Source organism: Rhodococcus sp. PD04 (assembly GCF_035918275.1).
GTDB classification, from domain to species: domain Bacteria; phylum Actinomycetota; class Actinomycetes; order Mycobacteriales; family Mycobacteriaceae; genus Rhodococcus; species Rhodococcus rhodochrous.
In genome coordinates, this window is record NZ_CP142143.1 from 4,750,254 (window position 1) to 4,772,523 (window position 22,270).

At 67.1% G+C, this 22,270-nt stretch carries 22 protein-coding genes; 14 read left to right on the forward strand and 8 right to left on the reverse strand.

Annotation, left to right across the window (positions count from 1 at the left end; genetic code table 11):
• The first annotated feature begins 100 nt into the window (after window positions 1-100).
• The 9 genes from U9J23_RS21640 to U9J23_RS21680 all read left to right on the forward strand — a co-directional run bounded on the left by U9J23_RS21640 (window position 101) and on the right by U9J23_RS21680 (window position 8,561).
• A complete protein-coding gene (locus tag U9J23_RS21640; RefSeq protein ID WP_420826448.1) occupies window positions 101-1,681 on the forward strand; it encodes an acyl--CoA ligase family protein in 1,581 nt (526 codons plus the stop codon).
• A gap of 36 nt (window positions 1,682-1,717) precedes the next feature.
• The gene (locus U9J23_RS21645) at window positions 1,718-2,464 is read left to right on the forward strand and encodes a TetR family transcriptional regulator (protein ID WP_059384691.1); all 747 of its coding nucleotides are present in this window, start codon (window positions 1,718-1,720) and stop codon (window positions 2,462-2,464) included.
• A 123-nt stretch (window positions 2,465-2,587) separates the two neighbouring features.
• A complete protein-coding gene (locus tag U9J23_RS21650; protein ID WP_006553691.1) occupies window positions 2,588-3,745 on the forward strand; it encodes an acyl-CoA dehydrogenase in 1,158 nt (385 codons plus the stop codon).
• Between the two features lie 59 nt (window positions 3,746-3,804).
• On the forward strand, window positions 3,805-4,653 hold the full coding sequence (locus U9J23_RS21655; RefSeq protein ID WP_085470141.1) for a 3-hydroxybutyryl-CoA dehydrogenase: 849 nt from the start codon (window positions 3,805-3,807) through the stop codon (window positions 4,651-4,653).
• Between the two features lie 228 nt (window positions 4,654-4,881).
• Complete coding sequence (locus tag U9J23_RS21660) at window positions 4,882-5,181, forward strand: hypothetical protein (protein ID WP_226950013.1); 300 nt, start codon at window positions 4,882-4,884, stop codon at window positions 5,179-5,181.
• Window positions 5,178-6,176 (forward strand): hypothetical protein, encoded by a 999-nt coding sequence (locus U9J23_RS21665; RefSeq protein ID WP_194699295.1) that lies wholly within the window; start codon window positions 5,178-5,180, stop codon window positions 6,174-6,176. Before U9J23_RS21660 ends, U9J23_RS21665 begins: the two co-directional genes overlap by 4 nt.
• 350 nt (window positions 6,177-6,526) lie before the next feature.
• Entirely contained in the window at window positions 6,527-7,120 is a 594-nt protein-coding gene (locus U9J23_RS21670; RefSeq protein WP_228525409.1) for a hypothetical protein, read from the forward strand.
• Window positions 7,117-7,635 carry an LpqN/LpqT family lipoprotein gene (locus tag U9J23_RS21675; protein WP_326600376.1) on the forward strand — a complete coding sequence of 173 codons (519 nt, stop codon included), beginning with the start codon at window positions 7,117-7,119 and terminating at the stop codon, window positions 7,633-7,635. The genes U9J23_RS21670 and U9J23_RS21675 overlap by 4 nt, the downstream gene beginning before the upstream one ends.
• Window positions 7,632-8,561: a hypothetical protein gene (locus U9J23_RS21680; RefSeq protein ID WP_326600378.1), complete on the forward strand. Its 930-nt coding sequence runs from the start codon at window positions 7,632-7,634 to the stop codon at window positions 8,559-8,561. The genes U9J23_RS21675 and U9J23_RS21680 overlap by 4 nt, the downstream gene beginning before the upstream one ends.
• 85 nt (window positions 8,562-8,646) lie before the next feature.
• Here the strand turns inward: U9J23_RS21680 and U9J23_RS21685 are convergent, their stop codons facing one another.
• From U9J23_RS21685 to U9J23_RS21700, 4 genes are all read right to left on the reverse strand, one after another.
• Entirely contained in the window at window positions 8,647-9,339 is a 693-nt protein-coding gene (locus tag U9J23_RS21685) for a GTP pyrophosphokinase (protein ID WP_085470138.1), read from the reverse strand.
• A gap of 110 nt (window positions 9,340-9,449) precedes the next feature.
• Entirely contained in the window at window positions 9,450-10,292 is an 843-nt protein-coding gene (locus U9J23_RS21690) for an enoyl-CoA hydratase-related protein (RefSeq protein ID WP_059382854.1), read from the reverse strand.
• Between the two features lie 79 nt (window positions 10,293-10,371).
• Complete coding sequence (locus tag U9J23_RS21695) at window positions 10,372-11,655, reverse strand: MFS transporter (protein WP_194699294.1); 1,284 nt, start codon at window positions 11,653-11,655, stop codon at window positions 10,372-10,374.
• A 40-nt stretch (window positions 11,656-11,695) separates the two neighbouring features.
• Window positions 11,696-12,700: an aldo/keto reductase gene (locus tag U9J23_RS21700; protein WP_059382866.1), complete on the reverse strand. Its 1,005-nt coding sequence runs from the start codon at window positions 12,698-12,700 to the stop codon at window positions 11,696-11,698.
• A gap of 114 nt (window positions 12,701-12,814) precedes the next feature.
• On the opposite strand from U9J23_RS21700, the gene U9J23_RS21705 reads away from it, so the two are divergent.
• Together U9J23_RS21705 and ilvD are read left to right on the forward strand one after the other, a co-directional pair.
• Window positions 12,815-13,381, forward strand: coding sequence for a TIGR03086 family metal-binding protein (locus tag U9J23_RS21705; RefSeq protein WP_059382852.1), 567 nt, complete (start codon window positions 12,815-12,817; stop codon window positions 13,379-13,381).
• Window positions 13,378-15,075 (forward strand): dihydroxy-acid dehydratase, encoded by a 1,698-nt coding sequence (ilvD, locus tag U9J23_RS21710; RefSeq protein WP_326600385.1) that lies wholly within the window; start codon window positions 13,378-13,380, stop codon window positions 15,073-15,075. Before U9J23_RS21705 ends, ilvD begins: the two co-directional genes overlap by 4 nt.
• Window positions 15,076-15,109: 34 nt before the next feature.
• On the opposite strand, the gene U9J23_RS21715 is transcribed toward ilvD, so the two are convergent.
• Window positions 15,110-15,772: a hypothetical protein gene (locus U9J23_RS21715; protein WP_006550994.1), complete on the reverse strand. Its 663-nt coding sequence runs from the start codon at window positions 15,770-15,772 to the stop codon at window positions 15,110-15,112.
• 48 nt (window positions 15,773-15,820) lie between these two features.
• Window positions 15,821-16,657, reverse strand: a complete 837-nt coding sequence (locus tag U9J23_RS21720; RefSeq protein WP_272265783.1) for a DUF6319 family protein — start codon at window positions 16,655-16,657, stop codon at window positions 15,821-15,823.
• Window positions 16,658-16,797: 140 nt separating this feature from the next.
• Between U9J23_RS21720 and U9J23_RS21725 the strand changes: the two genes are divergently transcribed.
• Window positions 16,798-17,895 (forward strand): adenylate/guanylate cyclase domain-containing protein, encoded by a 1,098-nt coding sequence (locus U9J23_RS21725; protein WP_059382864.1) that lies wholly within the window; start codon window positions 16,798-16,800, stop codon window positions 17,893-17,895.
• Between the two features lie 10 nt (window positions 17,896-17,905).
• Here U9J23_RS21725 and U9J23_RS21730 read toward each other — a convergent pair whose 3' ends face one another.
• Window positions 17,906-18,580, reverse strand: coding sequence for a TetR/AcrR family transcriptional regulator (locus U9J23_RS21730; protein ID WP_372462901.1), 675 nt, complete (start codon window positions 18,578-18,580; stop codon window positions 17,906-17,908).
• Window positions 18,581-18,727: 147 nt separating this feature from the next.
• Here U9J23_RS21730 and U9J23_RS21735 point away from each other — a divergent pair, with 147 nt between their 5' ends.
• Window positions 18,728-20,206: an MFS transporter gene (locus U9J23_RS21735; protein WP_085470132.1), complete on the forward strand. Its 1,479-nt coding sequence runs from the start codon at window positions 18,728-18,730 to the stop codon at window positions 20,204-20,206.
• A 117-nt stretch (window positions 20,207-20,323) separates the two neighbouring features.
• Complete coding sequence (locus U9J23_RS21740; protein ID WP_230825025.1) at window positions 20,324-21,256, forward strand: AurF N-oxygenase family protein; 933 nt, start codon at window positions 20,324-20,326, stop codon at window positions 21,254-21,256.
• A 106-nt stretch (window positions 21,257-21,362) separates the two neighbouring features.
• Here U9J23_RS21740 and U9J23_RS21745 read toward each other — a convergent pair whose 3' ends face one another.
• On the reverse strand, window positions 21,363-22,202 hold the full coding sequence (locus tag U9J23_RS21745; protein WP_106201126.1) for an IclR family transcriptional regulator: 840 nt from the start codon (window positions 22,200-22,202) through the stop codon (window positions 21,363-21,365).
• Between the last annotated feature and the right edge of the window lie 68 nt (window positions 22,203-22,270).

Below are 22,270 nucleotides of genomic sequence, written 5' to 3' on the forward strand. Positions count from 1 at the left end.
TCACAGAAGACGCCGGAATCCGAGTAGGCCACCCCCGGAGGTATCCGTGTCCATCGCCCCCGTCCGTCCCGGCTCGACCGGAGCCGCGAACTACAGCCAGATGAGCCCGCTGCGCTTCCTCGAACGGTCCGCGGCGGTGTTCCCGGATCGCACCGCGATCATCCACGGCGACCGCACGTACACCTACGCCGAGTTCGCCGACGAGACGCAGCGGCTCGCGCGCGTGCTGCGCAGCCGTATCGAGCCGGGCGACAAGATCGCGTACCTGACCCCGAACGTGCCCGAGATGCTCATTGCGCATTTCGCGGTTCCGCTCGCGGGCGGTGTGCTCGTCGCGCTGAACTCGCGACTGGCCGGGCCGGAACTCGAGTACATCCTCGACCACTCCGAGACGAAGCTGCTGTTCGTCGACTCCGAATTGCTCGGATCGGTCGCGAACGTCCGCGACAACGTTCCCGGCGTCACCGAGATCATCGAGGTCCCCGACTCCACCGTGCCGGCTCCCGAGGTACCCGCCGGGGTGGCCACCGCCCGGTACGACGAGTTCCTCGCGCAGGCCGACTCGCTCGATGCGACACCGCTGCCGTGGAGCGTCGACGACGAGCTCGGCGTCATCACCCTCAACTACACCTCGGGCACGACCGGCAAGCCCAAGGGCGTGATGTACACCCACCGGGGCGCGTACCTGAACTCGCTGGGCGAGACCTTCCACAACAGCTTCGACGGGCAGAGCAAGTATCTGTGGACGCTGCCGATGTTCCACTGCAACGGCTGGTGCACGCCGTGGGCGGTGACCGCTGCGGCGGGCACCCACATCTGCCTGCGGGCGGTGCGGGCCGACGCGATCTGGGATGCCATCGACAACCTCGGAGTCACCAACCTGTGCGGTGCGCCCGCGGTGTGCTCGACCATCGCGAACGCCGAGCAGGCCCATCCCCTCGACCGTCCACTGCGGATCACCACGGCCGGTGCGCCGCCGTCACCGACGGTGATCGCCCAGCTCGAGCAGATCGGCATCACGGTCGTCCACGTCTACGGACTCACCGAGGTGTACGGCCCGTACACGATCTGCGAGTACCAGGACAGCTGGGACGACAAGCCCGCCGACGAACGTGCCGCGCTGCTCTCCCGTCAGGGCGTCGGCATGTTGCAGGCCGAGACCGCGCGGGTCGTCGACGAGGACATGAACGACGTGCCCGCCGACGGCGAGACCATGGGTGAAATCGTGCTGCGCGGCAACAACGTCATGCTCGGTTACTACAAGGACCCGGATGCGACCGAGGAGGCGTTCCGCGGCGGCTGGTTCCACACCGGCGACCTCGGCGTGATGTACCCCGACGGATACATCCAGCTCAAGGACCGTGCGAAGGACATCATCATCTCCGGCGGCGAGAACATCTCGACCGTGGAGGTCGAGCAGGCGATCGTCAGCCACCCGGCGGTGCTCGACGTCGCGGTCGTCGGCGTTCCGGACGAGAAATGGGGTGAACGTCCCAAGGCGTTCGTGATCCTGAAGAAGGGCGAATCGGTCACGGCCGAGGAGATCATCGACTACACCCGCACGCTGCTCGCCGGATACAAGGTGCCGCGCGACATCGTCTTCCCACTGGAGCTGCCTCGCACCTCGACCGGGAAGATCCTGAAGTTCGAGCTGCGATCGGCCGAAGCCGCCGAGGGGTGAGCCGACCCCTCACGACTGCATTGGATACTCGACGCCATGACATCCGGTACCGGTAACAGCACCCGTCGCCTCGACTCGACGGGACCCGATCCCGCCCAGTTCCGGGTGCATGTCGTCACGCAGGCGATCCGCCTGTTCTCGGAGTTCGGCTACGAGTCGACCACCGTCGAGCAGATCGCCGCGGCCGCCGGGGTGTCGCGGCGGACCTTCTTCCGGCAGTTCCGGTCGAAGGAGGACGTGATCTTCGCCGATCACGAGTCGCTGCTCGAGCAGGTCGCCGAATACCTCTCGCAGGATTTCGACGATCCGTGGGCGGCGGCCTGTGAGGGGGCCAAGCTCGTCTTCGGGCACTTCCGTGACCGGCGCGAGCTGGCGGTGTGGCGGTATCGGGTGGTGCAGCGGGTGCCCGCACTGCGGGAGCGCGAACTCGTCACCACCTACCGCTACGAGCGGTTGTTCACCGACTTCCTGCGCGCCGCCGTCCCGACGGAGAAGCCGGTGCGCACCGTCAGCTTCGCGGCGGCGATGACCGCCACCCACAACTTCGTGCTGCGCGCGATGATCCGCGGCGACGAGACCGCCACCGCCGAACGCCTCGAACAGGAGCTGCTCGAGCTCCGCCGCACGTACGGGGTGGTTCCGGTGCCCGAGGGCGCGACGAACGGGAAGGCCGCGCCGGCCCCGCCTGCGGTCGCGGTGGTGACCTATCCGGCTCATCTGACACCGGCCGAGATCGCCGAGCAGGTTCGGCTCCAGCTCGAAGGTGCACGTCAGCACCGTTGACCTGGCACTGAGTGCCGTGGTTACAATCGACTCATTCCGTCACGTCGCGAACCCTCGCCTCGCTATGCTCGAGGGAGCTACGCTCGCAAATCTGGCACCGCGTGCCGTTAGGAGTCCGCCGTCATGGCCCTCAATCCCGACTTCGACCTGTTCAAGCTCTCCGAAGAGCACGACGCTCTGCGCGAGGCCATCCGCGCGCTCGCCGAGAAGGAGATCGCGCCCTACGCCAAGGACGTCGACGAGAACTCCCGCTTCCCGCAGGAAGCCCTCGACGCCCTCAACAAGTCGGGCTTCAACGCCATCCATGTGCCCGAGCAGTTCGAAGGCCAGGGCGCCGACTCGATCGCCGCCTGCATCGTGATCGAAGAGGTCGCCCGAGTATGTGGCTCCTCCTCGCTGATCCCCGCCGTCAACAAGCTCGGCACCATGGGCCTGATCCTCCGCGGCTCCGACGAGCTCAAGGCCAAGGTCCTCCCCGACATCGTCAACGGTGCGATGGCCTCCTACGCGCTGTCCGAGCGCGAGGCCGGCTCCGACGCCGCCTCCATGCGCACCCGCGCCAAGGCCGACGGCGACGACTGGATCCTCAACGGCTCCAAGTGCTGGATCACCAACGGTGGTAAGTCCACCTGGTACACCGTCATGGCCGTCACCGACCCCGAGAAGGGTGCCAATGGCATCTCCTCCTTCATGGTCCACAAGGACGACGAGGGCTTCGTCGTCGGACCGAAGGAGAAGAAGCTCGGCATCAAGGGCTCCCCCACCGCCGAGCTGTACTTCGAGAACTGCCGCATCCCCGGCGACCGCATCGTCGGCGAGCCGGGCACCGGCTTCAAGACCGCTCTCGCGACCCTCGACCACACCCGCCCCACCATCGGTGCGCAGGCCGTCGGCCTCGCCCAGGGTGCCCTCGACGCGGCGACCGCCTACGTCAAGGACCGCAAGCAGTTCGGCCGCCCGATCTCCGACAACCAGGGTGTGCAGTTCATGCTCGCCGACATGGCGATGAAGGTCGAGGCCGCACGCCTGATGGTCTACACCTCCGCTGCTCGCGCCGAGCGCGGCGAGCCCAACCTCGGCTTCATCTCGGCCGCCGCGAAGTGCTTCGCGTCGGACGTCGCCATGGAGGTCACCACCGACGCCGTGCAGCTGTTCGGTGGCGCCGGCTACACCACCGACTTCCCGGTCGAGCGCATGATGCGCGACGCCAAGATCACGCAAATCTACGAGGGCACCAACCAGATCCAGCGCGTCGTCATGTCGCGCGCTCTGCTGCGCTGACACCGGTCGCGTAGGTTACCCCCGGAACATCACAGCGATCAGGAGTTACCGCAGTGGCAGTGGAAAAGGTAGGCGTGATCGGCGGCGGCACCATGGGTGCCGGTATCGCCGAGGTGTGCGCCAAGGCCGGTAGCGACGTCCTCGTCAAGGAGACCACCGAGGAGTTCGCCGCCGCGGCGCGCGAGCGTCTCGAGAAGTCGATCGGACGCGGCGTCAAGTCCGGCAAGATCACGCAGGAGGACGCCGACGCGATCCTCGGACGGATCCGCGTCACCCTCGACCTGAACGAGTTCGCCGACCGCGACCTCGTCGTCGAGGCCGCACCCGAGATCGAGTCGCTCAAGGTGGAGATCTTCTCCGAGCTCGACAAGATCGTGAAGCCCGAAGGCATCCTCGCCACCAACACGTCGTCGATCCCCGTCATCAAGATGGCGCAGGCGACGCAGCGGCCCGGCAAGGTCGTGGGCGTGCACTTCTTCAACCCGGTGCCGGTGATGCCGCTCGTCGAGATCATCTCGGCGCTCACCACCGACGAGGCCACCGCCGACACGGTGTTCGACTACGCGAAGAACACCCTCGGCAAGACGGCCGTGCGCGCGGGCGACCGCGCGGGCTTCATCGTCAACGCCCTACTCATCCCGTACCTGTGCTCGGCAGTGCGCATGCTCGAGTCGGGATACGCGACGAAGGAAGACATCGACGCCGCGATGAAGGGTGGCTGCGGCTACCCGATGGGTCCGCTGACCCTCATCGACACCGTCGGCCTCGACATCACCCTCAACGCCGCGCAGTCGCTGTACGACGAGTTCGCCGAGCCGCACTACGCACCCCCGGCACTGCTGCGTCGCATGGTCGACGCGGGTCGCCTGGGTCGCAAGACCGGCGAGGGCTTCTACAGCTACAAGTAGGCCTCACTCGGACGCCCCTGCCGTTCCTTCTCGGAACGGCGGGGGCGTCTGCGTATCCGGAACAGCCGGGAGGTACGCAACAACAGTTCCGGGTTCGCAACACTGCCGGTAACTGCCGGCGTTGCGAACCTTCATCACGTGTTGCGTACCTCGTGTACGACCGATGTCTGTCGCCTTCTGCTATCGTCCCGACCCGGACGTATCGGGGGATTCTGTCGGGGGGCAGTCGTGACGTTGCACGTGGATCCTGAAGCGCTGCGCACATTCGCAGCCTTCGTGGCGGACACCGCCGACGCGATCGACGACTGGGACGTCGGCGAACCGTATGCCGTGTCGCAACCAGCGCTTCCCGGAACAGAATTCGCGGCCGTCTGTGCACGAGCATTCACCGCCACCGATCAGGCACTGAACAACGTGTGCAGTCGCCTGCGCGAGATCGTCGACATCACCGACGGCGCCAAGAACGACTACGCCGTCGCCGAGACGGACTTCGTGGCTGCACTCTCCGCAATGGATCCGCACGAATGAGACCGGGAGTCGCTGCGGTCCGGTCCTGGAATCCCGACGCTCTGCGAGTCACTGCCGACCACCTCGACGTGCTCGTCGACAAACTCGACGACCGCATGAAAGGTCTGCTCACCGAGCAGGATGTGCTCGCCGAGCGATGGTCCGGCGACGCCGCACGTGCCGCCGCCACGCGAGTGGTCCGCGAACGCTCGCTGGGCAGCGCCATCGCCGAAGCACTACTGCAGGTCGCGGAGGCGTACCGCACCGGCGCGTGGCTCGTCGAAGGCGCCCGCCTGCACCTCGTGTCGGTGGTGACCAGCGCCGAACAGTCCGGGTTCACCGTGCACGACGACGGCACCGTCGACCCCTCCGACCAGATCCGCATCCTCTCGGCGATGCTGCCGGCCGAAGCCGTCGCCGAGGCTCGCGTTCGCCTCGAACACGAAGCAGCGGAACTGACCCACGCGGTCACCGGCGCTCTCGAACAGGCGTCGCGAGCCGCGACGGAAACTGCCGATCGCATCACCGCTGCCGTTGCGGTACTCGAAGCAGCCCGGGATGCCGCGGTGCCCGGGAAGGTCGTGCAGACGGAGGACGGCGAGTTCTCCTGGTGGCCGGACTGGCCATCGACCATCGCAGCGTCGACCATCGGCGCAATGTCCGGAGCTACCAAGGAAATCCTGACCGACGCGGCGGTGGCCTCGGGTGACGATGTCGCACGCAACATCGCGCGTGGCACGAACCCGGCTGCCGCTGCAGTAGGCACCGTTCCTGCGATCGTCAACGACATCAAGGGAGGCATGGATCCCACCGAGGCGGTGGTGTCCGAGAGCGCCGGAACCGTTGTCGGCATGGTCGGTGCATTCCTGGCGTCGAAGGGAACTACCGCAGCTATCGGCGCTGCGACCGGCTCGGTCGTTCCAGGGGTCGGCACCGCCGCCGGCTTCGCTATCGGCCTTGTATTCGGGGGCTTTGCCACGTGGTACACATCCAAGAGGATCCAGGAGTTGTGGTGACGACCGAAGGCACACCGGAAGACCGGAATCACGTTCGTGCCGATAGTTCCCCCGACGCGCCCTGTTGGCCACAACGTCTTCGAATCGGATGGTGCATAGCGGGGGTATGCGTTCTGGTCTTCGCTACGTGGAGTCTGGTTGACAGTTCTGCGAATATCCGTCACGAGGAATTGGTATCCACGATCGGTTCGCTGTTGTACGGAGCAGCAATGCTGCTCATGGGCGTGATGTGTGTCAGACTCGGAGGGATTCGACATGTCCTGTATTCCCCACGCATCAGAAGTTACAGGCATCCGGAACATGGCACGGGAATCGTTGTCCCTGGAGGACTTACGCCTCTAACTATCTTCATGGTCCTGCTCGTCGTGGCGGGGCTCGGATGCCTGGCCGTAGCGGCACTGAACATCTACATCACCGACAAATCCGAGTTGTCTCACGGTCGCGACCCTCACGCCACTGCAATCTTCATGTTCGTGGGTGGGGTCGTCGCCCTGATCGCGTCGGCAGTGTTCGCATGGTTCCGGCTCCCGACAACAGTGGGGTTGTACCCGCAAGGAATCGAAAGAGTCGTACGCTCTCGCAAGCTCCGACGAAACAATGCCACCGTGCAGTTCGCGCGTTGGGACGCTATCGAAAGCATCATCGGAACGGATATCGTGACCCGTTCCGGATCCGGCGACGTCCGCACTCCGATGATCCACATCCACACGACCGGACGGATTCCCCCTGAAGCGCGCATCCCCCACGACGAAGAACACACCCTCGCCATCGTCTGCACTTGGCTCATCGCCGAACCCAACACCCTCTTGACCCTGATCCGACGGATGAGCGAACGCCCGAACGACCGCACGCTCCTCGCTCGGGAAGACGCGGCCGAACTTCTCAGACCACCGCCATTACGAGAGCGATTCCGGATGGCACGCCACCAGGAGGCGTCTCGATGAACGCTTCGCTTCAGACGGCGCTCTCCGACTACCTCGCAGCACACGAAGTCGAATTGAACCCCTGCGATCCGCGGCACCCGCAACCGGACCTCCAGGCGCCGGAAGGCTGGATCACACTCCCCCGCGATGTCTTTCCGCACGCACATACGGTTCTCGTGGCTCCCGAGCACGTCGCGGACGATTGGGTGCCCAACGCCGTCCTCCTCCACGGCGCACTGTCGAAATGGCGGCCGACGGACGAACTACTGGAGGTCGCCGGGCAGGAAGCTCGTGGACTGCCCGAGTGGAAGGAATCATTCCGCGACACATCCGACTTCCATGGACATCGATCGGTGATCGTCCGAGGCTCCTATCGAGTGGACGACGTCGAGTACACCGCTGTGACGCGATATCTCGTGATCGACCACGAGTACGACCGCTACCTGACGCAACTGACGGCAACCGCACGTTTCGACAGCGCCGAGTCTCTTATCGCTCATCTGCATGGAATCCATGAGGGACTGAGAATCCGGTGAGCGAGTTCATCGAAATTCCCTCTTCCGGGAAGGATTCAGCACCTACTTGGCCACAACGTTTCCGTCCGGCTTCGTTCTGTGCCGGTGTGTTCTGCACTGGATTCAGCCTCGTCGCACTGTTCTGGACAGTGGACGACTGGCGAGCGGACGATCTCGGAGCGACTGCCCTGGCGCTTTCCCTGACCGTAATGATGACTATCGTTGCGGCGGGAATGTTCGAGCGGGGCGGTTTCCACCGATTCGGTTTGCATCCGAGGATCCGGCAGTGCCGAGACGACCTTCACGGCCCCGGCATCGAGATTCCTTACGTGAGGATACTTCCCGTTCAGCTGTCCGTCGTGTTCTCCTGCATCACAATATTGGGCGCTTTCATGATTCGTGCGTCGAACCGACCGGACGGAGCGATGCTTCTTGCGAGACACGAGCTCCCCTACTCCGGCTCGTTCATCGCATGGACGACATGTGCAACCGTGGCGGTGTGCGCTCTACCCTTCTTGATCCACCCCCGGGGATTTACCCGTATCCATGCCGACGGTATCCGTCGTCGCACGACATGGCTCGTGCGGCGTGGCGTTTCGGACGTGTTCGTTCGATGGGACGAGATCCAGGAAGTGGCTGCCGATGTCTACACCGTCTCGGGCCGCGGGGGGTCTACGCACAATCCACTCATCCGTCTCCACGTATCCGGCTACGAACCGACTCCGCCTCGCGTGGCGCACGACAAGCCGGATTCGTTCACCGTGCCGGCGTACGTTCTCGTGAGCGAGCCCAACGCGCTGGTCGGACTCCTCGACCGTCTCCATCGGTGTCCCGACGGTCGCCATATCGTCACGACACCCGAGGCCCCAGAACTCCTTCGTCCCCTCCCGGTGCGGGAACGCTTACGCATCGCGCGGAAGATTCCGCGTCAACAGTGGGAATGGTGATGGGTACGCAACACCGGTGGTGGGCCCGCAACGCCGACAGTGACCGACCACGTTGCGAACCTTCACCCCACGTTGCGTACCTCGGTCAGTTTCCGTTGTTCGGTCCGTGGACGCGGCGGTGCAGTGCTTCCATCCGCAGGTCCAGATCGCGCGCCGTCTCCGCGGCGAGGCGGAGTTCCTCGCGCAGTTCGTCCGGAACCTCGCGGTCGTGTTTGTAGTAGATCTTGTGCTCCAGGCTCGCCCAGAAGTCCATCGCGACGGTGCGGATCTGCAGTTCGACGTAGACACGCTCGACCCGGTCGGACATGTACACCGGAATCTGAATGATGACGTGCACGCTGCTGTACCCGTTGGGTTTCGGGCGGGCGATGTAGTCCTCGATCTCGACGACCGTCACGTCGAGCTGGCTCGTGATCATGTCGATGATCCGGTAGACGTCCGACGTGAAGCTGCACGTGATGCGGATGCCGGCGATGTCACGGACGGCCTCGCGGATGCCGTCGAGCGAGGCGGGCGCACCCTTCCGTTCCGCCTTGGCGAGGATCGACTCGGGGCTCTTCAACCGCGACTTCACGTGCTCGATCGGGTTGTACTCGCGGGCGTAGGTGAACTCCTCGCGCAGGATGTTGATCTTCGTCATCATCTCGTCGATGCCGAACTTGTACACCATGAGTGCACGTCGCAGATCCTGCGCGAGATGCTCCACTGCGACCAGCGGTGCCTGCACGTCGTCCGGTGTCGGTAGTCCCGGTTCGGGTTCGCCCACCGTCGTCTTCACTCGATTCCTCCTCGATAACTTCCGGGATCGAGTCTGCCAGTTCGACGACGACGGGCGGGTCCCACCTCCTCGACCTGCAGTAATACCGACCTGCAGTTACATCGAGCGTCTCACTCGAACAGGTCGGGCAGACCGTCCGAGATCCGATCGGGGAACTTCGGGTCGCGCTTCTCGAGGAACGACTCCACTCCCTCGCGGACGTCGCCGGAGGTGCCCCGGACGTGGATACCGATCGACTCGGCCCGATGCGCGACTTCCGGGTCGGGCGCACCGAGCATCCGCCACATCAACTGCCGGGTCAACGCGACGGAGACGGGCGCGGTGCCGGCGACGAGGTCCTCCGCGATCTCGAGGGCACGCTCCAGCACCCTGTCGGCGGGCACGACCTCGCGGACGAGACCACGTTCGTGCGCTTCCGCGACCGGCACCATGCGACCACCGACGGTCCATTCGACGGCGGTCGAGATGCCGACGGCGCGGGGCAGGAACCAGGTGGAGCAGGCCTCCGGGACCAGGCCGCGGCGGGTGAAGACGAACCCGAACTTGGCGGTGTCGGCGGCGATGCGGATGTCCGCCGGGAGGGTCATGGTGACGCCCACGCCCGCAGCCGGGCCGTTGATGGCGGCGATCACCGGCTTGAGCGACCGGTAGATGCGCAGCGTGACGCGACCACCGAGGTCGGGCGGGGTTCCACCGGTTTCGGGGTCCTCGCCGAGGACGAAGGTGTCGCCACCGGCCGCGAGGTCGGCGCCCGCGCAGAACCCGCGGCCGGTGCCGGTGAGCACGACCGCCCGCACGTCGTCGTCGGCATCGGTCTCGTCGAAGAGGGAGATGAGCCGTTCACCCATGTCGTCGGTGAACGCGTTGAGGCGAGCGGGACGGTTCAGCCGGATGACCGCGACGGAGCCGTGGCGCTCGAGCAACACATCGTTTTCGGTACCGGTCTCTGTCACGTCGTCTCCTCGGTTCGCTGTCGGTCGTTCAGCGCCCGATGATAGGACTTCTAGCGATCGTTAAATAGCACTTCGGGACTCAGCGGGACTCACGTCTGCCGCGACCGAGCCTGTCGACCACGACGGCCCGCAGCGACCGGGCTTCGATGCCGGCCTCACGGCGGGCGCGTCCTCGGGTCACGAGCACGCCGATGAGCGCGATCACCCAGATCGGGTACTGCGCGAACCACGCGACGCGGAAGGCGTCGAAGGTGTAGCCGCCGAGCCGGTCGAGCACGATGCCCATCGTCTGCACGACCAGCAGCGTCGCGAGGAAGCCACCGATATTGACGATGCCGTTGGCCGTGCCGAGCGCGGTCCCCGGATTGAAGGTGCGCGCGTAGTCGAAGCCGATCATCGATCCCGGGCCGCCCACCGAGATGACGACGACCAGCACCACGAGCAGCCACAGCGGTGCGGGCCCGGGCAGGGCGAGCACCGCCGACCACGTCACGGCGCTGGCGAGGATGATCACGAGCACGAGCCACGAGCGTCTGGTCGGAAAGCGTCCCGACAGCACGCCGAGGATCGGTCCGGCCGAGATGGCCGTGACCACCGAGACGGTCAGCATCGAACCGGCCGCCGCGGGTGACAGACCCTGCGCGGAGACCAGATACGGCACGCCCCACATGAGCGCGAAGGTCGTCACCGAGAATTGCGTGCCCATGTGGGTGAAGAAGCCGAGCTTGGTGCCGGGGCGCCGCCACACCGTGCCGAGTCCGCCGATCACCTCGCGCAGCCCCGACGCGGTGACCTCCCGCGCCTCACCGGGCGGGGTGTCGCGCACGATCGCGAACACGAGGACGCACGCGAACAGGCCGAGCGCCGCAGCGCTGCCGTAGGCGGCCGTCCATCCGGTGCCGGTGAGCAGCAGGACGAACGGCACCGCCGACAGCACCTGGCCGAGCTGACCGAAGATGCCCGTCAACTGCGAGACCACAGGAACCCGACGCGGAGCGAACCACACCGGCACGAGCCGCAGCACCGAGATGAACGTCAGGGCGTCACCCACACCGACCAGCACACGAGCCAGATACGCGACCGGCAGCGACTCGGTGACGGCGAGGATCGCCTGGCCGACAGCGAGGATCACGGCGCCGGTCGCGATCATCCGCCGCGAACCGAACCTGTCGAGCAGTACACCGGCCGGGATCTGCATCCCCGCATAGACGATGAGCTGCAGGACGACGAAGCCGGACAGCACCGACGGCGAGATCTCGAAGCGTTCGGTGGCGGCGAGTCCGGAGACACCGAACGCCGTCCGATGAAGGACGGCGACGATGTAGGCGAAGACTCCGATACCCCAGACCAGCCATGCCCTCATGTCACAAGGACGATACGCGCCGGTCTGTTAACGGTGCTAATTACTCACGGCCGAGCGACACCCACGTCGGGTCGGCCGCACGCGGACCGGCGACCTTGTCGGCGAGACGATCCAGCCGCGCGACCTGCTCGTCGGTGAGCGTCACATCGAGCGCACCGGCGTTCTCCGTCACGCGACTCGCGTAACGGGTGCCGGGGATCGACACCGACGGCAATCCGAACTCGCGACCCTTCGCATCCAGCCATGCCAAAGCGATCTGCGCGATGGTCGCGTCCGCCTCCTTCGCGACCGCTCGCACCTCCTCGCGCACCGCGAGGTTGGTCGGCAGGGCATCGGCGCCGAAGCGCGGGAAACGCTTGCGCAGGTCGTTCCGGGCGACCTGGCCGGGATCGAAGGCGTCGGTCAGCAGTCCGCGGCTCACCGGCGAGTAGGGCACGAAGCCGATGCCGAGTTCGGCGGCAGTGGGCACCACGTGCCGTTCGACGTCGCGCGAGACGATGCTCCACTCCGACTGGATCGCCGCGATCGGGTGGACGGCGTGCGCGCGGCGCAGCTCGTCGCCCGTGGCCTCCGACAGTCCGATGTGCCGCACCTTGCCGGCCTGCACGAGTTCGGCGAGGGCACCGACCGTCTCCTCCACCGGCACCTCGGGATCGACACGGTGCAGGTAGTACAGGTCGACGTGGTCGACGCCGAGACGCCCGAGCGACTCGTCGATGGCCTGCTTCGCGTATTCGGGACGGCCGTTGATGCGACGGTTGGCGGTGCCCGTGCCGCCGACCGCGCCGACGAGACCGAACTTCGTCGCCAGCTGGACCTCGTCCCGCCGCTCGGCGAGCAGCTTGCCGACCACCTTCTCGCTGGTGCCGTCGCCGTAGACGTTGGCGGTGTCGATGAATGTGACGCCCAGATCCACGGCGTGGTGCAGGGTCGCGAGTGCCTCGTCGAGATTCACCTCGCCGTAGGCGGGGGCGACGGACATCGCGCCGTAACCCTGGGCGCTGACGACGAGACCGGGCGCGAGCTGGACGGTGGGGACAGGCATGTACTTCTCCTCGACGACGACACGGTGCGACTCCCGATCGTCCCGCATCCCGCGCATGATCGCAGGAGTTGAAATCGCCGTGATCCGAGCAGCCCGCGCCCTAGGCTGAGATCCATGGCGACCGACTGGCTCTCCCTGCAACGAACCGCGCGTCGCGAGTTCGACGACCGTGTCGCGCAGATCCGCGACTGGCACGCACCCACCCCGGACACCGAGTGGGACGTCACCGACCTGGTGTGGCACATGGTCGACGAGCAGCGCTGGATCCAGCCGCTGCTCTCCGGCCGTTCCCTCGACGACGCGAAGGCCGCGCTCGAACCGATCGGGGACGACCTCGCCGCCGAATGGGCACGCTTCGCCGAGCAGGCGACCGCCGCGTGGGCGATGGCGTCACCGGCTCAGGAGGTCCACCTGTCCTACGGCACCGTCCCGTGCCTCGACTACATGAAGCAGCAGATCGCGGACATCACCGTGCACACCTGGGATCTCGCCCGGGCCATCGGAGCCGACGAGACCCTCGACGCCGAACTCGTCGACGCCGTGCTCGCCGATGTCGAACCGCAGAAGGACATGCTCGCCTCGAGCGGTCTGTTCGCCGATCCCGTCCCGGTCCCCGACGACGCGTCCCCACAGGACCGACTCATCGCCCTCACCGGCCGCGACCCCAGGAAGACGTCATGACGGACCGACCCGACATCAAGCCCCGCAGCCGCGACGTCACCGACGGCATGGAGAAGGCCGCCTCGCGCGGCATGCTCCGCGCAGTGGGCATGGGCGACGACGACTGGGGCAAGCCGCAGATCGGCGTGGCATCGTCGTGGAACGAGATCACGCCCTGCAACCTCCCGCTCGAACGACTCGCGCGCTCGGTGAAGGAGGGCGTGCACGCCGCAGGAGGCTACCCGCTCGAGTTCGGCACCATCTCCGTGTCCGACGGGATCTCGATGGGACACGAGGGCATGCACTTCTCCCTGGTGTCGCGGGAGGTCATCGCCGACAGCGTCGAGACGGTGATGCAGGCCGAGCGACTCGACGGCTCCGTGCTGCTCGCGGGATGCGACAAGTCCCTGCCCGGCATGCTCATGGCTGCCGCCCGCCTCGATCTCGCCGCCGTCTTCCTGTACGCCGGGTCGATCCTGCCGGGCATCGCGAAACTGTCCGGCGGCACCGAACGCGACGTGACGATCATCGACGCCTTCGAAGCGGTCGGGGCGTGCGCGCGGGGCCTGATGTCCGAGACCGACCTCGACGCGATCGAACGCGCCATCTGCCCCGGCGAAGGTGCCTGCGGCGGCATGTACACCGCCAACACGATGGCCGCCTCGGCCGAGGCGCTCGGCATGTCGCTGCCGGGGAGCGCGTCACCGCCCGCGACGGATCGTCGCCGTGACGGTTTCGCCCGGCGCAGCGGTCAGGCGGTGGTCGAGATGCTGAAGCGCGGCATCACCGCGTCCGACATCCTCACCAAGGAGGCATTCGAGAACGCCATCGCGGTGGTCATGGCCTTCGGTGGGTCCACGAACGCCGTGCTCCACCTGCTCGCGATCGCGCACGAGGCGCAGGTGGACCTGAGCCTCGACGACTTCGTCCGGGTCGGCGCACGGGTGCCGCACCTCGCCGACGTCAAACCGTTCGGCCGGCACGTGATGAAGGACGTCGACCACATCGGCGGCGTCCCGGTCATCATGAAGGCGCTGCTCGACGCGGGTCTGCTGCACGGCGACTGTCTCACCGTCACCGGGAGGACGGTCGCGGAGAACCTCTCCGGCATCGCTCCCCCGGACCCCGACGGCAAGGTGCTGCGCGCCCTGAGCGACCCCATCCATCCCACCGGCGGCATCACGATCCTGCGCGGCAGTCTCGCTCCCGGCGGAGCGGTGGTGAAGTCCGCGGGCTTCGACGAGTCGGTCTTCGAGGGAACCGCGCGGGTCTTCGAACGCGAACGGGCCGCGATGGATGCGCTCGAGGACGGCACCATCACCGCCGGCGACGTGGTGGTCATCCGCTACGAAGGTCCCAAGGGTGGCCCGGGCATGCGCGAAATGCTCGCGATCACGGGCGCCATCAAGGGCGCCGGTCTCGGCAAGGACGTCCTGCTGCTCACCGACGGACGGTTCTCCGGTGGCACCACCGGATTGTGTGTCGGGCACGTCGCCCCGGAGGCTGTCGACGGCGGTCCCATCGCCTTCGTCCGCGACGGCGACCGCATCCGTCTCGACGTCTCGAACGGCCTGCTCGACGTGCTGGTCGACGAGAAGGACATGGAAACGCGGCGGCAGGGCTGGGAGCCACTGCCGCCGCGCTACACCCGGGGTGTACTGGCGAAGTACACGAAGCTGGTCGGTTCCGCTTCGAACGGTGCGGTGTGCGGATGAGGGTCGGGTGAACCCTCCCGCTCCGGGGGTGCTGCTAGATCGGACGGAAACCTGCGCCCGGCCCGCCCCGACCGTTGATGTCGGCCATGATCACGTCGATGTTCGTTCCGACCTCGGGGCCGGCGCACGGCGCGAGCAGGTAGGCGTTGACCATCGCGACGAGCGTCGTGCCCACCACGAGCGGTGCACCCGAGTCGCCTTCGATGACGCACACCTGCGTCCACGTCTCCTGCGAGCCGAACACGTCGCCCCACACGATGCCGCAGGTGTTGCCCGTGGTGCGGCCTTCCTTGCAGGCGATGTTCGGGAAACCCGCGGGGGCGCCGAGACCGGTGATCGTCACGTTGCCGACGCGGTTGACCGGAACGACCTTGCTGCGGTCGAACTCGATGACGGCGTAGTCGAGCCGCTCGTTGGTCGACACGATGCGCCCCACCGAACCGGCAGCGAGGTCGTATTCGGCCTTCACCGTCATGCCGGGAGAACCGCAGTGCGCGGCGGTGAGACCCACCAGGCGACCGGCGGCGTCGTTGCCGATCGTGGTGAGTGTGCAGTCGAAGATGTCCTGCCCGTTGTCTCCGAGAGTGATGCCCGAACCGCCGCCGAGGGTGACCGGAGGCGCCGCGACGGCCACCCCGGAACCTGCGCCGACCAGCGCGACAGCGCTCGCAATTGCAACAACCAGTTTTCTGAACATGGGGGCCCTCCTGCGCTGCGCCGTCCGGCAGCCGTCGGGCTGAGCGTACTAGAGGTTTCCGCCGGATTTCCGGGTTGCGCCCAAGCTTTCCAGAGCTTGACGAGCCTCTTCGAGTTCGCGGCTGAGCTGCGCGACCCGCTCCTCGGCCGCGCGACGCGCCTCCTCGATCACCGACTGGACGGCCTCGGTGGCCGTGGGATCGCCGAGTTCCTCGACCGCTCGTTCGACGGCGTCGGGCGCGACCGGCGCGGGCTTGCCGACCTTGCGGGTGCCGTGCGCGACCCCCACCGTCCACTCGTTCTCCGGGTCGATCGTGACGGTGATCGTGATCGACGGCGCCTTCTTCGCCTTGCGGGCCGGGGCCTTCGGCTTCGCCGGTGCCGGCGGCCGGGAGGCGGGAGTGTCGGACGAAGCGGAGGTCGTCTGGGTCACGGGCTTCTTCTCCTGGGCGCGGGGAACCGCAGCGGCTGCTGGGCTCTCGGACTTCTGGGGAGCGGGCTTCGGTGCAGCAGGCCTGGATGCGGCAGCCCGTGGGGTCGCGGGTTGCACAGGTGCCGCCTTCGTGGGAGCTGCCTTCGCCGGAGCGGGCTTCGCACCACCGGACGTGCGCGTGGTCTTCGCCGGCGCGCGCTTCGTTCCGGCCGGCTCGCGGGTGGCGCGCAGTTCGTCGGTCTCGAACGGCAACTCGTCGTCGACGCCCTTCGGCCGCACCATCACGGTGCTGCCGCTGATCGACACCACCCGCGCCGACGTCCCCGGGTCGATGCCGAGACTCGGAATGCCCTCGACGAGGTAGACGGTCGCGCGGCGCCCCTCGGCGAGAGCGGCACCGAGCTCTCCGAGTTGTTCCTCCGTCAGGTGGTCCGCGCGTCTGCGGGGCGACATGCGACGTCCTTTCTCGGTTCGCCGAAGGGTCGGCAGGGCTTCGATGACGGTCACTGTCGCACATCCGTACGACACGCCTGTACACCTGTTCGATACGACCTGCCGCGCACATGGGCCCCGGGCACGGTAAGGATGGAGGAGTGACCCCGTCCGATCCGGCACCTGCATCAGGAACCGACGTGCTGTCCGTGATCCAGTCACAGCTGGAGAACGCGCTGCTCGGTGGTCCTCTTCGCTACACCCTGAACGAGGTGGCCGAGTTGTGCGGGCTCGCACCTGCGCGGGTGCGCCGGCTGTGGCAGGCGCTCGGTCTGACCGTCGATCCCGATCCCGACGTCGTGATGTTCACCGACGGCGACGTCGAGGCCCTGCGTGCGACGGCCGCCATCATCGCGAGCGGCGCGATCGACGAAAGCCTCGAAGTGCCCGCAGCCCGGTCGATCGGACAGTCGATGTCGCGGCTGACCGAGTGGCAACTGAATCTGCTCAACACCCACGTCTTCACCCAGTTGGCCTCCGCCTACGAGAAAGCGGAGACTCCCCCGCAGGAAGAGGAGATCCGCGCGCTGATCGACCACATCGTCGATCGCACGACCGAACTCGCAGTGAGCCTCCAGAGCCACATGTGGCGTCGGCACCTGGTGGCCACGACCGCCCGGGCCGCCGCGCGCCCGCAGGATTCCGGGGAGCTCCACGAGTTGGTCGTCGGTTTCGCCGACATGGTCGGCTACACGCGGCTGACCCGGCAGATCGATGCGGCCGCGCTGAGCGAGCTGCTCGACTACTTCGAATCGGAGGTCTCCGACGTCATCGCCCGGCACAACGGCTGGGTGATCAAGACCGTCGGCGACGAGGTGATGTTCGCGGCCGAACGTCCGGTCGACGCCGCACGGATCGCCCTCGAACTGCAGGATTCGTTCGGGTCCCAGAAGGACTATCCGGACCTGCGGATCGGGCTGGCGTGGGGTCAGGCGTTGCCACGCTTCGGCGACCTGTTCGGTTCGGTCGTCAACATCGCGGCCCGTCTCACCGGCGCGGCGCGGCCGGGCACGATCCTCGTCGACGAGAACCTCGCCGACGCTCTCTCCGACTGCGAGGAGTTCCGCTTCCAGACGGTGCGCACGCTGCGGCTGCGGGACTTCCAGCATTCGCGGCTGTACGTCCTGCGTCGTCCGCGCGAGGAGAAGAAGGCGGCCGTGGGCGCGGATGGTCTCGGCGACGAGGACATGGGTCTGTGACCGGCCTGTCCTAACGATCCGTCCGGCGGGCTCTGCGCGCCGCGATGAAGTCGTCGACGATGTGCTCGCACGCGCGTCGGTCGATGGGCGCGAGCGTCGCGAGGCGGTTGAAGACGATCGGTCCGAGCAACTGGACCAGCACCAGGTCGTAGTCGAAGTCGCCGAGTTCGCGGCGGGCCTCCGAGGTGGCGAGCACACGGTCGAACGACGACCGGTAGCGGTCGACGAGGATCTCGCGCAGCGACTGCAGTTCGGGCCGCTCGCTGCGCCCCGGTTCCTTCGGGAGTTCGCCGAGGCCCGGCCCGAGTCCCATCCAGCACATCGCCGTCAACGGGATGGGCGCCTCCTCGATGATGCGTGCCTGTGCGGCGAGCAATTCGACGAGGCGGCTGCGGAGATCGCCGTCTTCCGGGACCGGGGGCGCCGGTGGAAGGAGCCGCGCGAAGGCCGCCGCGACCAGCTCGGTTCCGTTCGCGAAGTGCCGGTAGAGGGTGGCCCGCGCGACGCCGGCAGAGGCGGTGACCGCATCGATCGTCACGGCGTCGGCCCCACCGGTCGCAAGGAGTGCGGTGGCGGCGTCGAGCAGTCGGGCGCGCGAACGCACGCGGCGCGGATCCTCGTCGCGCGGTGAGGCGGGCCGGGTCTCGACGTCGCGGCGGGGCTCTGCTTCGGGTTCGACGCTCACGCTTCCAGTTGTAGTCGCTGAGAGCGAAGCATGTGTGAGACCGACGGTTCAGTTACGATACCGACAGTCTCGTTTCTGGTCCCGGCATTCCCCTCCGTCCGGAAGGCTCCCGTGTCAGACAGCACCGCGACCACCGCACCCCCTCGCATGACGCGAGCCCAGATCCGGTTGCTCGCCGTCGCGTGCTCGGCTGTCGCCGTGGTCATCGCAACGATGGCCTCGCTCAACACGGCACTGCCCGATATCGCGGTGGAGACCGGCGCGACGCAGGCCCAGCTGACGTGGATCGTCGACGGTTACACCCTCGCGCTGGCGGCACTGCTCCTCCCGGCCGGTGCACTGGGCGATCGACTCGGTCGCCGCGGCGTCATGATCGTCGGCCTGATCGTCTTCGCCGCCGGTTCGCTGTTGCCGCTGGTCGCCGATGCACCGTTGTGGATCATCGGTGCACGCGCGGTCGCGGGTGTCGGTGCGTCGCTGGTCATGCCGTCGACGTTGTCGCTGATCACCGCGGGTTTCGTCGAGGCGCATCGGGCACGTGTCATCGGTATCTGGGCCGGCGTGGCCGGCTCGGGAGCCGTGCTCGGCATGATCCTGTCGGGGTTGGTGCTCGAATACGCGTCGTGGCGGGTGATCTTCGGAGGTTCCGCCGCCATCGCGCTCCTGCTGGTCGCTCTGTCGTTCACCATCGACTCGTCGCGCTCGACGCAGCCGTTGCCGTTCGACTTCGGGGGCGGCATCCTCGTGGTCCTCGCCGTGGGCCTGTTCGTGCTCGGCGTGATGGAGGGTCCGCATCGCGGATGGACCGACGTGGTGACGCTCGGATCGATGATCGCAGGCTTGGCGGCGGCAGCCGGATTCGTGCTCGTGGAACTCCGGTCGAAGGCGCCGCTGCTGGACGTGCGGTTGTTCCGCCAGCGGGCGTTCGGTGTGGGCGCGGCCGGGTTGTCGTTCCAGTATCTCGCGGGTTTCGGTCTGTTCTTCCTCATCGTGCAGTACCTGCAGCTCGTGCTGGGCTACTCGCCGCTGCGGGCCTCCCTGGCACTGACGCCGATCTTCCTCGTCGTCATGGGCCTGTCGCTCGCCGTGCCCGCGCTGCTGGCGCGGGTGGGCATCCGCATCCTGCTCAGCGTCGGCTTGGCGCTGATCGGCGTCGCACTGATCCTCATGGGCCTGCTCGACGCCGACTCCACCTACGTCGAGGTGGCGTTCGCGTTGAGCATCGCGGGTGTCGGCGTCGGTATCTGTACCGCTCCCGCGACCCACGCGATCGTCACCAACACCCCTGAGGACCAGTTGGGCGTGGCGTCGGCGGTCAACGACGCGACCCGCGAGATCGGTGCGGCGATCGGTGTCGCGATCACGGGCAGCGTCCTCGCCGCGGCCTACGGGCACGGCATCGATCCGGTGGCGCCGATGATCCCCGAGCCGGCCCGGTCCGCCGTGCAGGACTCGCTCGCCGCCGCGATACAGGTCGCCGAGCAAGCAGGCCCGCAGGGCGAGCAACTCGCCGAACTCGCACAGAACGCCTTCCTCGACGGCTTGCAGCAGGCCTCGTGGGCGGTCGCCGCGATCCTCCTGGTCGGAGCGGTGATCTCCGCCTTCTGGGCACCCCGGCGCTCGTAGCCCTCCCCTCTTCCTTCCTTCCCGATGCCCGCGACGCAGGTTGCGGGCATTGTGCTGTGCGCACGATCACGCTAACCTGGATAACAGTTACCAGTCGTCACACTAAAAGGTGGAGACATGACCGCATCGCTCACCCGCGAGACCAGCAAGGGCTTCATTCCCGGCGTCGCACTGTCCGATCGCGAGGAAACCGCCGGACGACTGCTCGCCTCGTCCGCACGCAAGTCGTACGACCCGGTCGTCGAGGTGGACTGGGAGGCCCCCGTCCCCGACGACAAGTTCGGCATGACCCCCGAATGGAGCACGCTCTACGGCACCGCGCTGTGGGACGAACTCACCGAGGAACAGCGCATCGAACTGACCAAGCACGAGGCCGCGAGTGTCTCGAGCGTCGGCCTGTGGTTCGAGATCCTGCTCATGCAGATGCTCCTGCGCGACGTCTACGACCGCGACAAGCATTCGCGCCACGTCCAGTTCGCGCTCACCGAGGTGGCCGACGAGTGCCGCCACTCGGTGATGTTCGCGCGCGCCGGCGAACGGCTGAACATGCCCGGCTACGGCCCGCCCCGCTACATCCATCGGCTCGGCCGCCTGTGGGGCCGGTTCTTCAAGGGCGCCAACGCCTATGCGGCAGTGATGGCGGCCGAGGAGATCCTCGACATGATGCAGCGCGACTTCATGCGCGACGAGCGGGTCCAGCCCGTCACCCGCGCGGTGTCGAAGATCCACGTCCTCGAGGAGGCCCGGCACATCCGCTTCGCGCGCGAGGAGGTCGCGCGCCGACTCGCCGGTGCGAGCCGCGCACGTCTGGCGATCGAGCGCTTCAGCACCGCGTTCGTGGTGTTCTTCGTCGTCAAGAGCATGATCCACCCCGACGTCTACGCCAAGGCGGGCCTCGATCGCGAGCGCGCTCTGCGAGAGGCAAAGGGCAACAAGCACTATCACGATCGTGTGCGCAAGTCCGGCGCGAAGTTGATGACCTTCCTCGACAACGTCGGCCTCATCGGCGGACCGTCGAAGATCCTCTACAAGAAGGTCCACCTGCTCTGACACGGCCTATCGGCCGCATAACGAACTGTGCGCAGTTCTCGTCGATCCCCGAGGGGATTTCCGACGAGAACTGCGCACAGTCGTTCGTGGCGAAAGCCGAAGGGCGTCAGCCCACCTTCTCGGTGGCCTGCAGGTTGTCGTCGCGGTCCTGCTCCGGGAACAGCGTGCGCGTGATCTTCCGAGCGGTGTCGGCGACGATCGGTGCCACCCATTCCAGGCGGGTCGACCGGGCGTCCGCTGCCAGCGACAGGGCGGCAACCGGGCCGTCGACGCCGCGGAGCGCGACACCCACGCATCCGATGCCGCGTGCGGCCTCCTCACGCTCGAACGCGACGCCACGACGCTTGCGAATGCGGTTGAGCTCCTGGTGCAGTGCGACGTGATCGCGGACGGTGCGCTCGGTGCACGGCACGAGCTGCTTGCCGTACAGCGCGTCGATGCGTTCGGGCTCGAGCCACGCGAGGATGGACTTGCCGGCCGCGGTGGCGTAGGCGGGGAACCGCCCGCCGACCCGCGACGGCACGCTCGACGCGAGCTGCCCACCGACCTTGTCGAGGTAGAGCACCTCGTTGCCCTCGAGGACCGTCAGGTGGACGACGGCACCGGTCTGCATCGCCAGGTCGTGGAGATGCGGCGCAGCGGCCTCCCGGATACGGCGGTGGCCCGTGTCGCTGCCACCGAGACCGAGGGCTCGCGGGCCGAGGCAGTAGCCGAAGGATGCGTGCTCGATCCAGTCGCGACGCACGAGGTGGTCGAGGATGCGGTGCACGGTCGAACGGGGCAACCCGGAACGACAGGTGACCTCTTCGAGAGTGAGTGCGCCGCGGCTGTCGAACGCCTCCAGGATGAGGGTCATCCGATCGACCATCGATGGCGGAAGTTCTCGCTTCGACGAGGTTCCGACGGGCTCGAGCGCGGAGTCGACGGCGGTCAACTGCACCTCCATAAGTCCTGGCCACGACCCTGCGCGCCTCATGAAACTGGAATCTGTTCCAGAACGTTAGCAGTAACAGC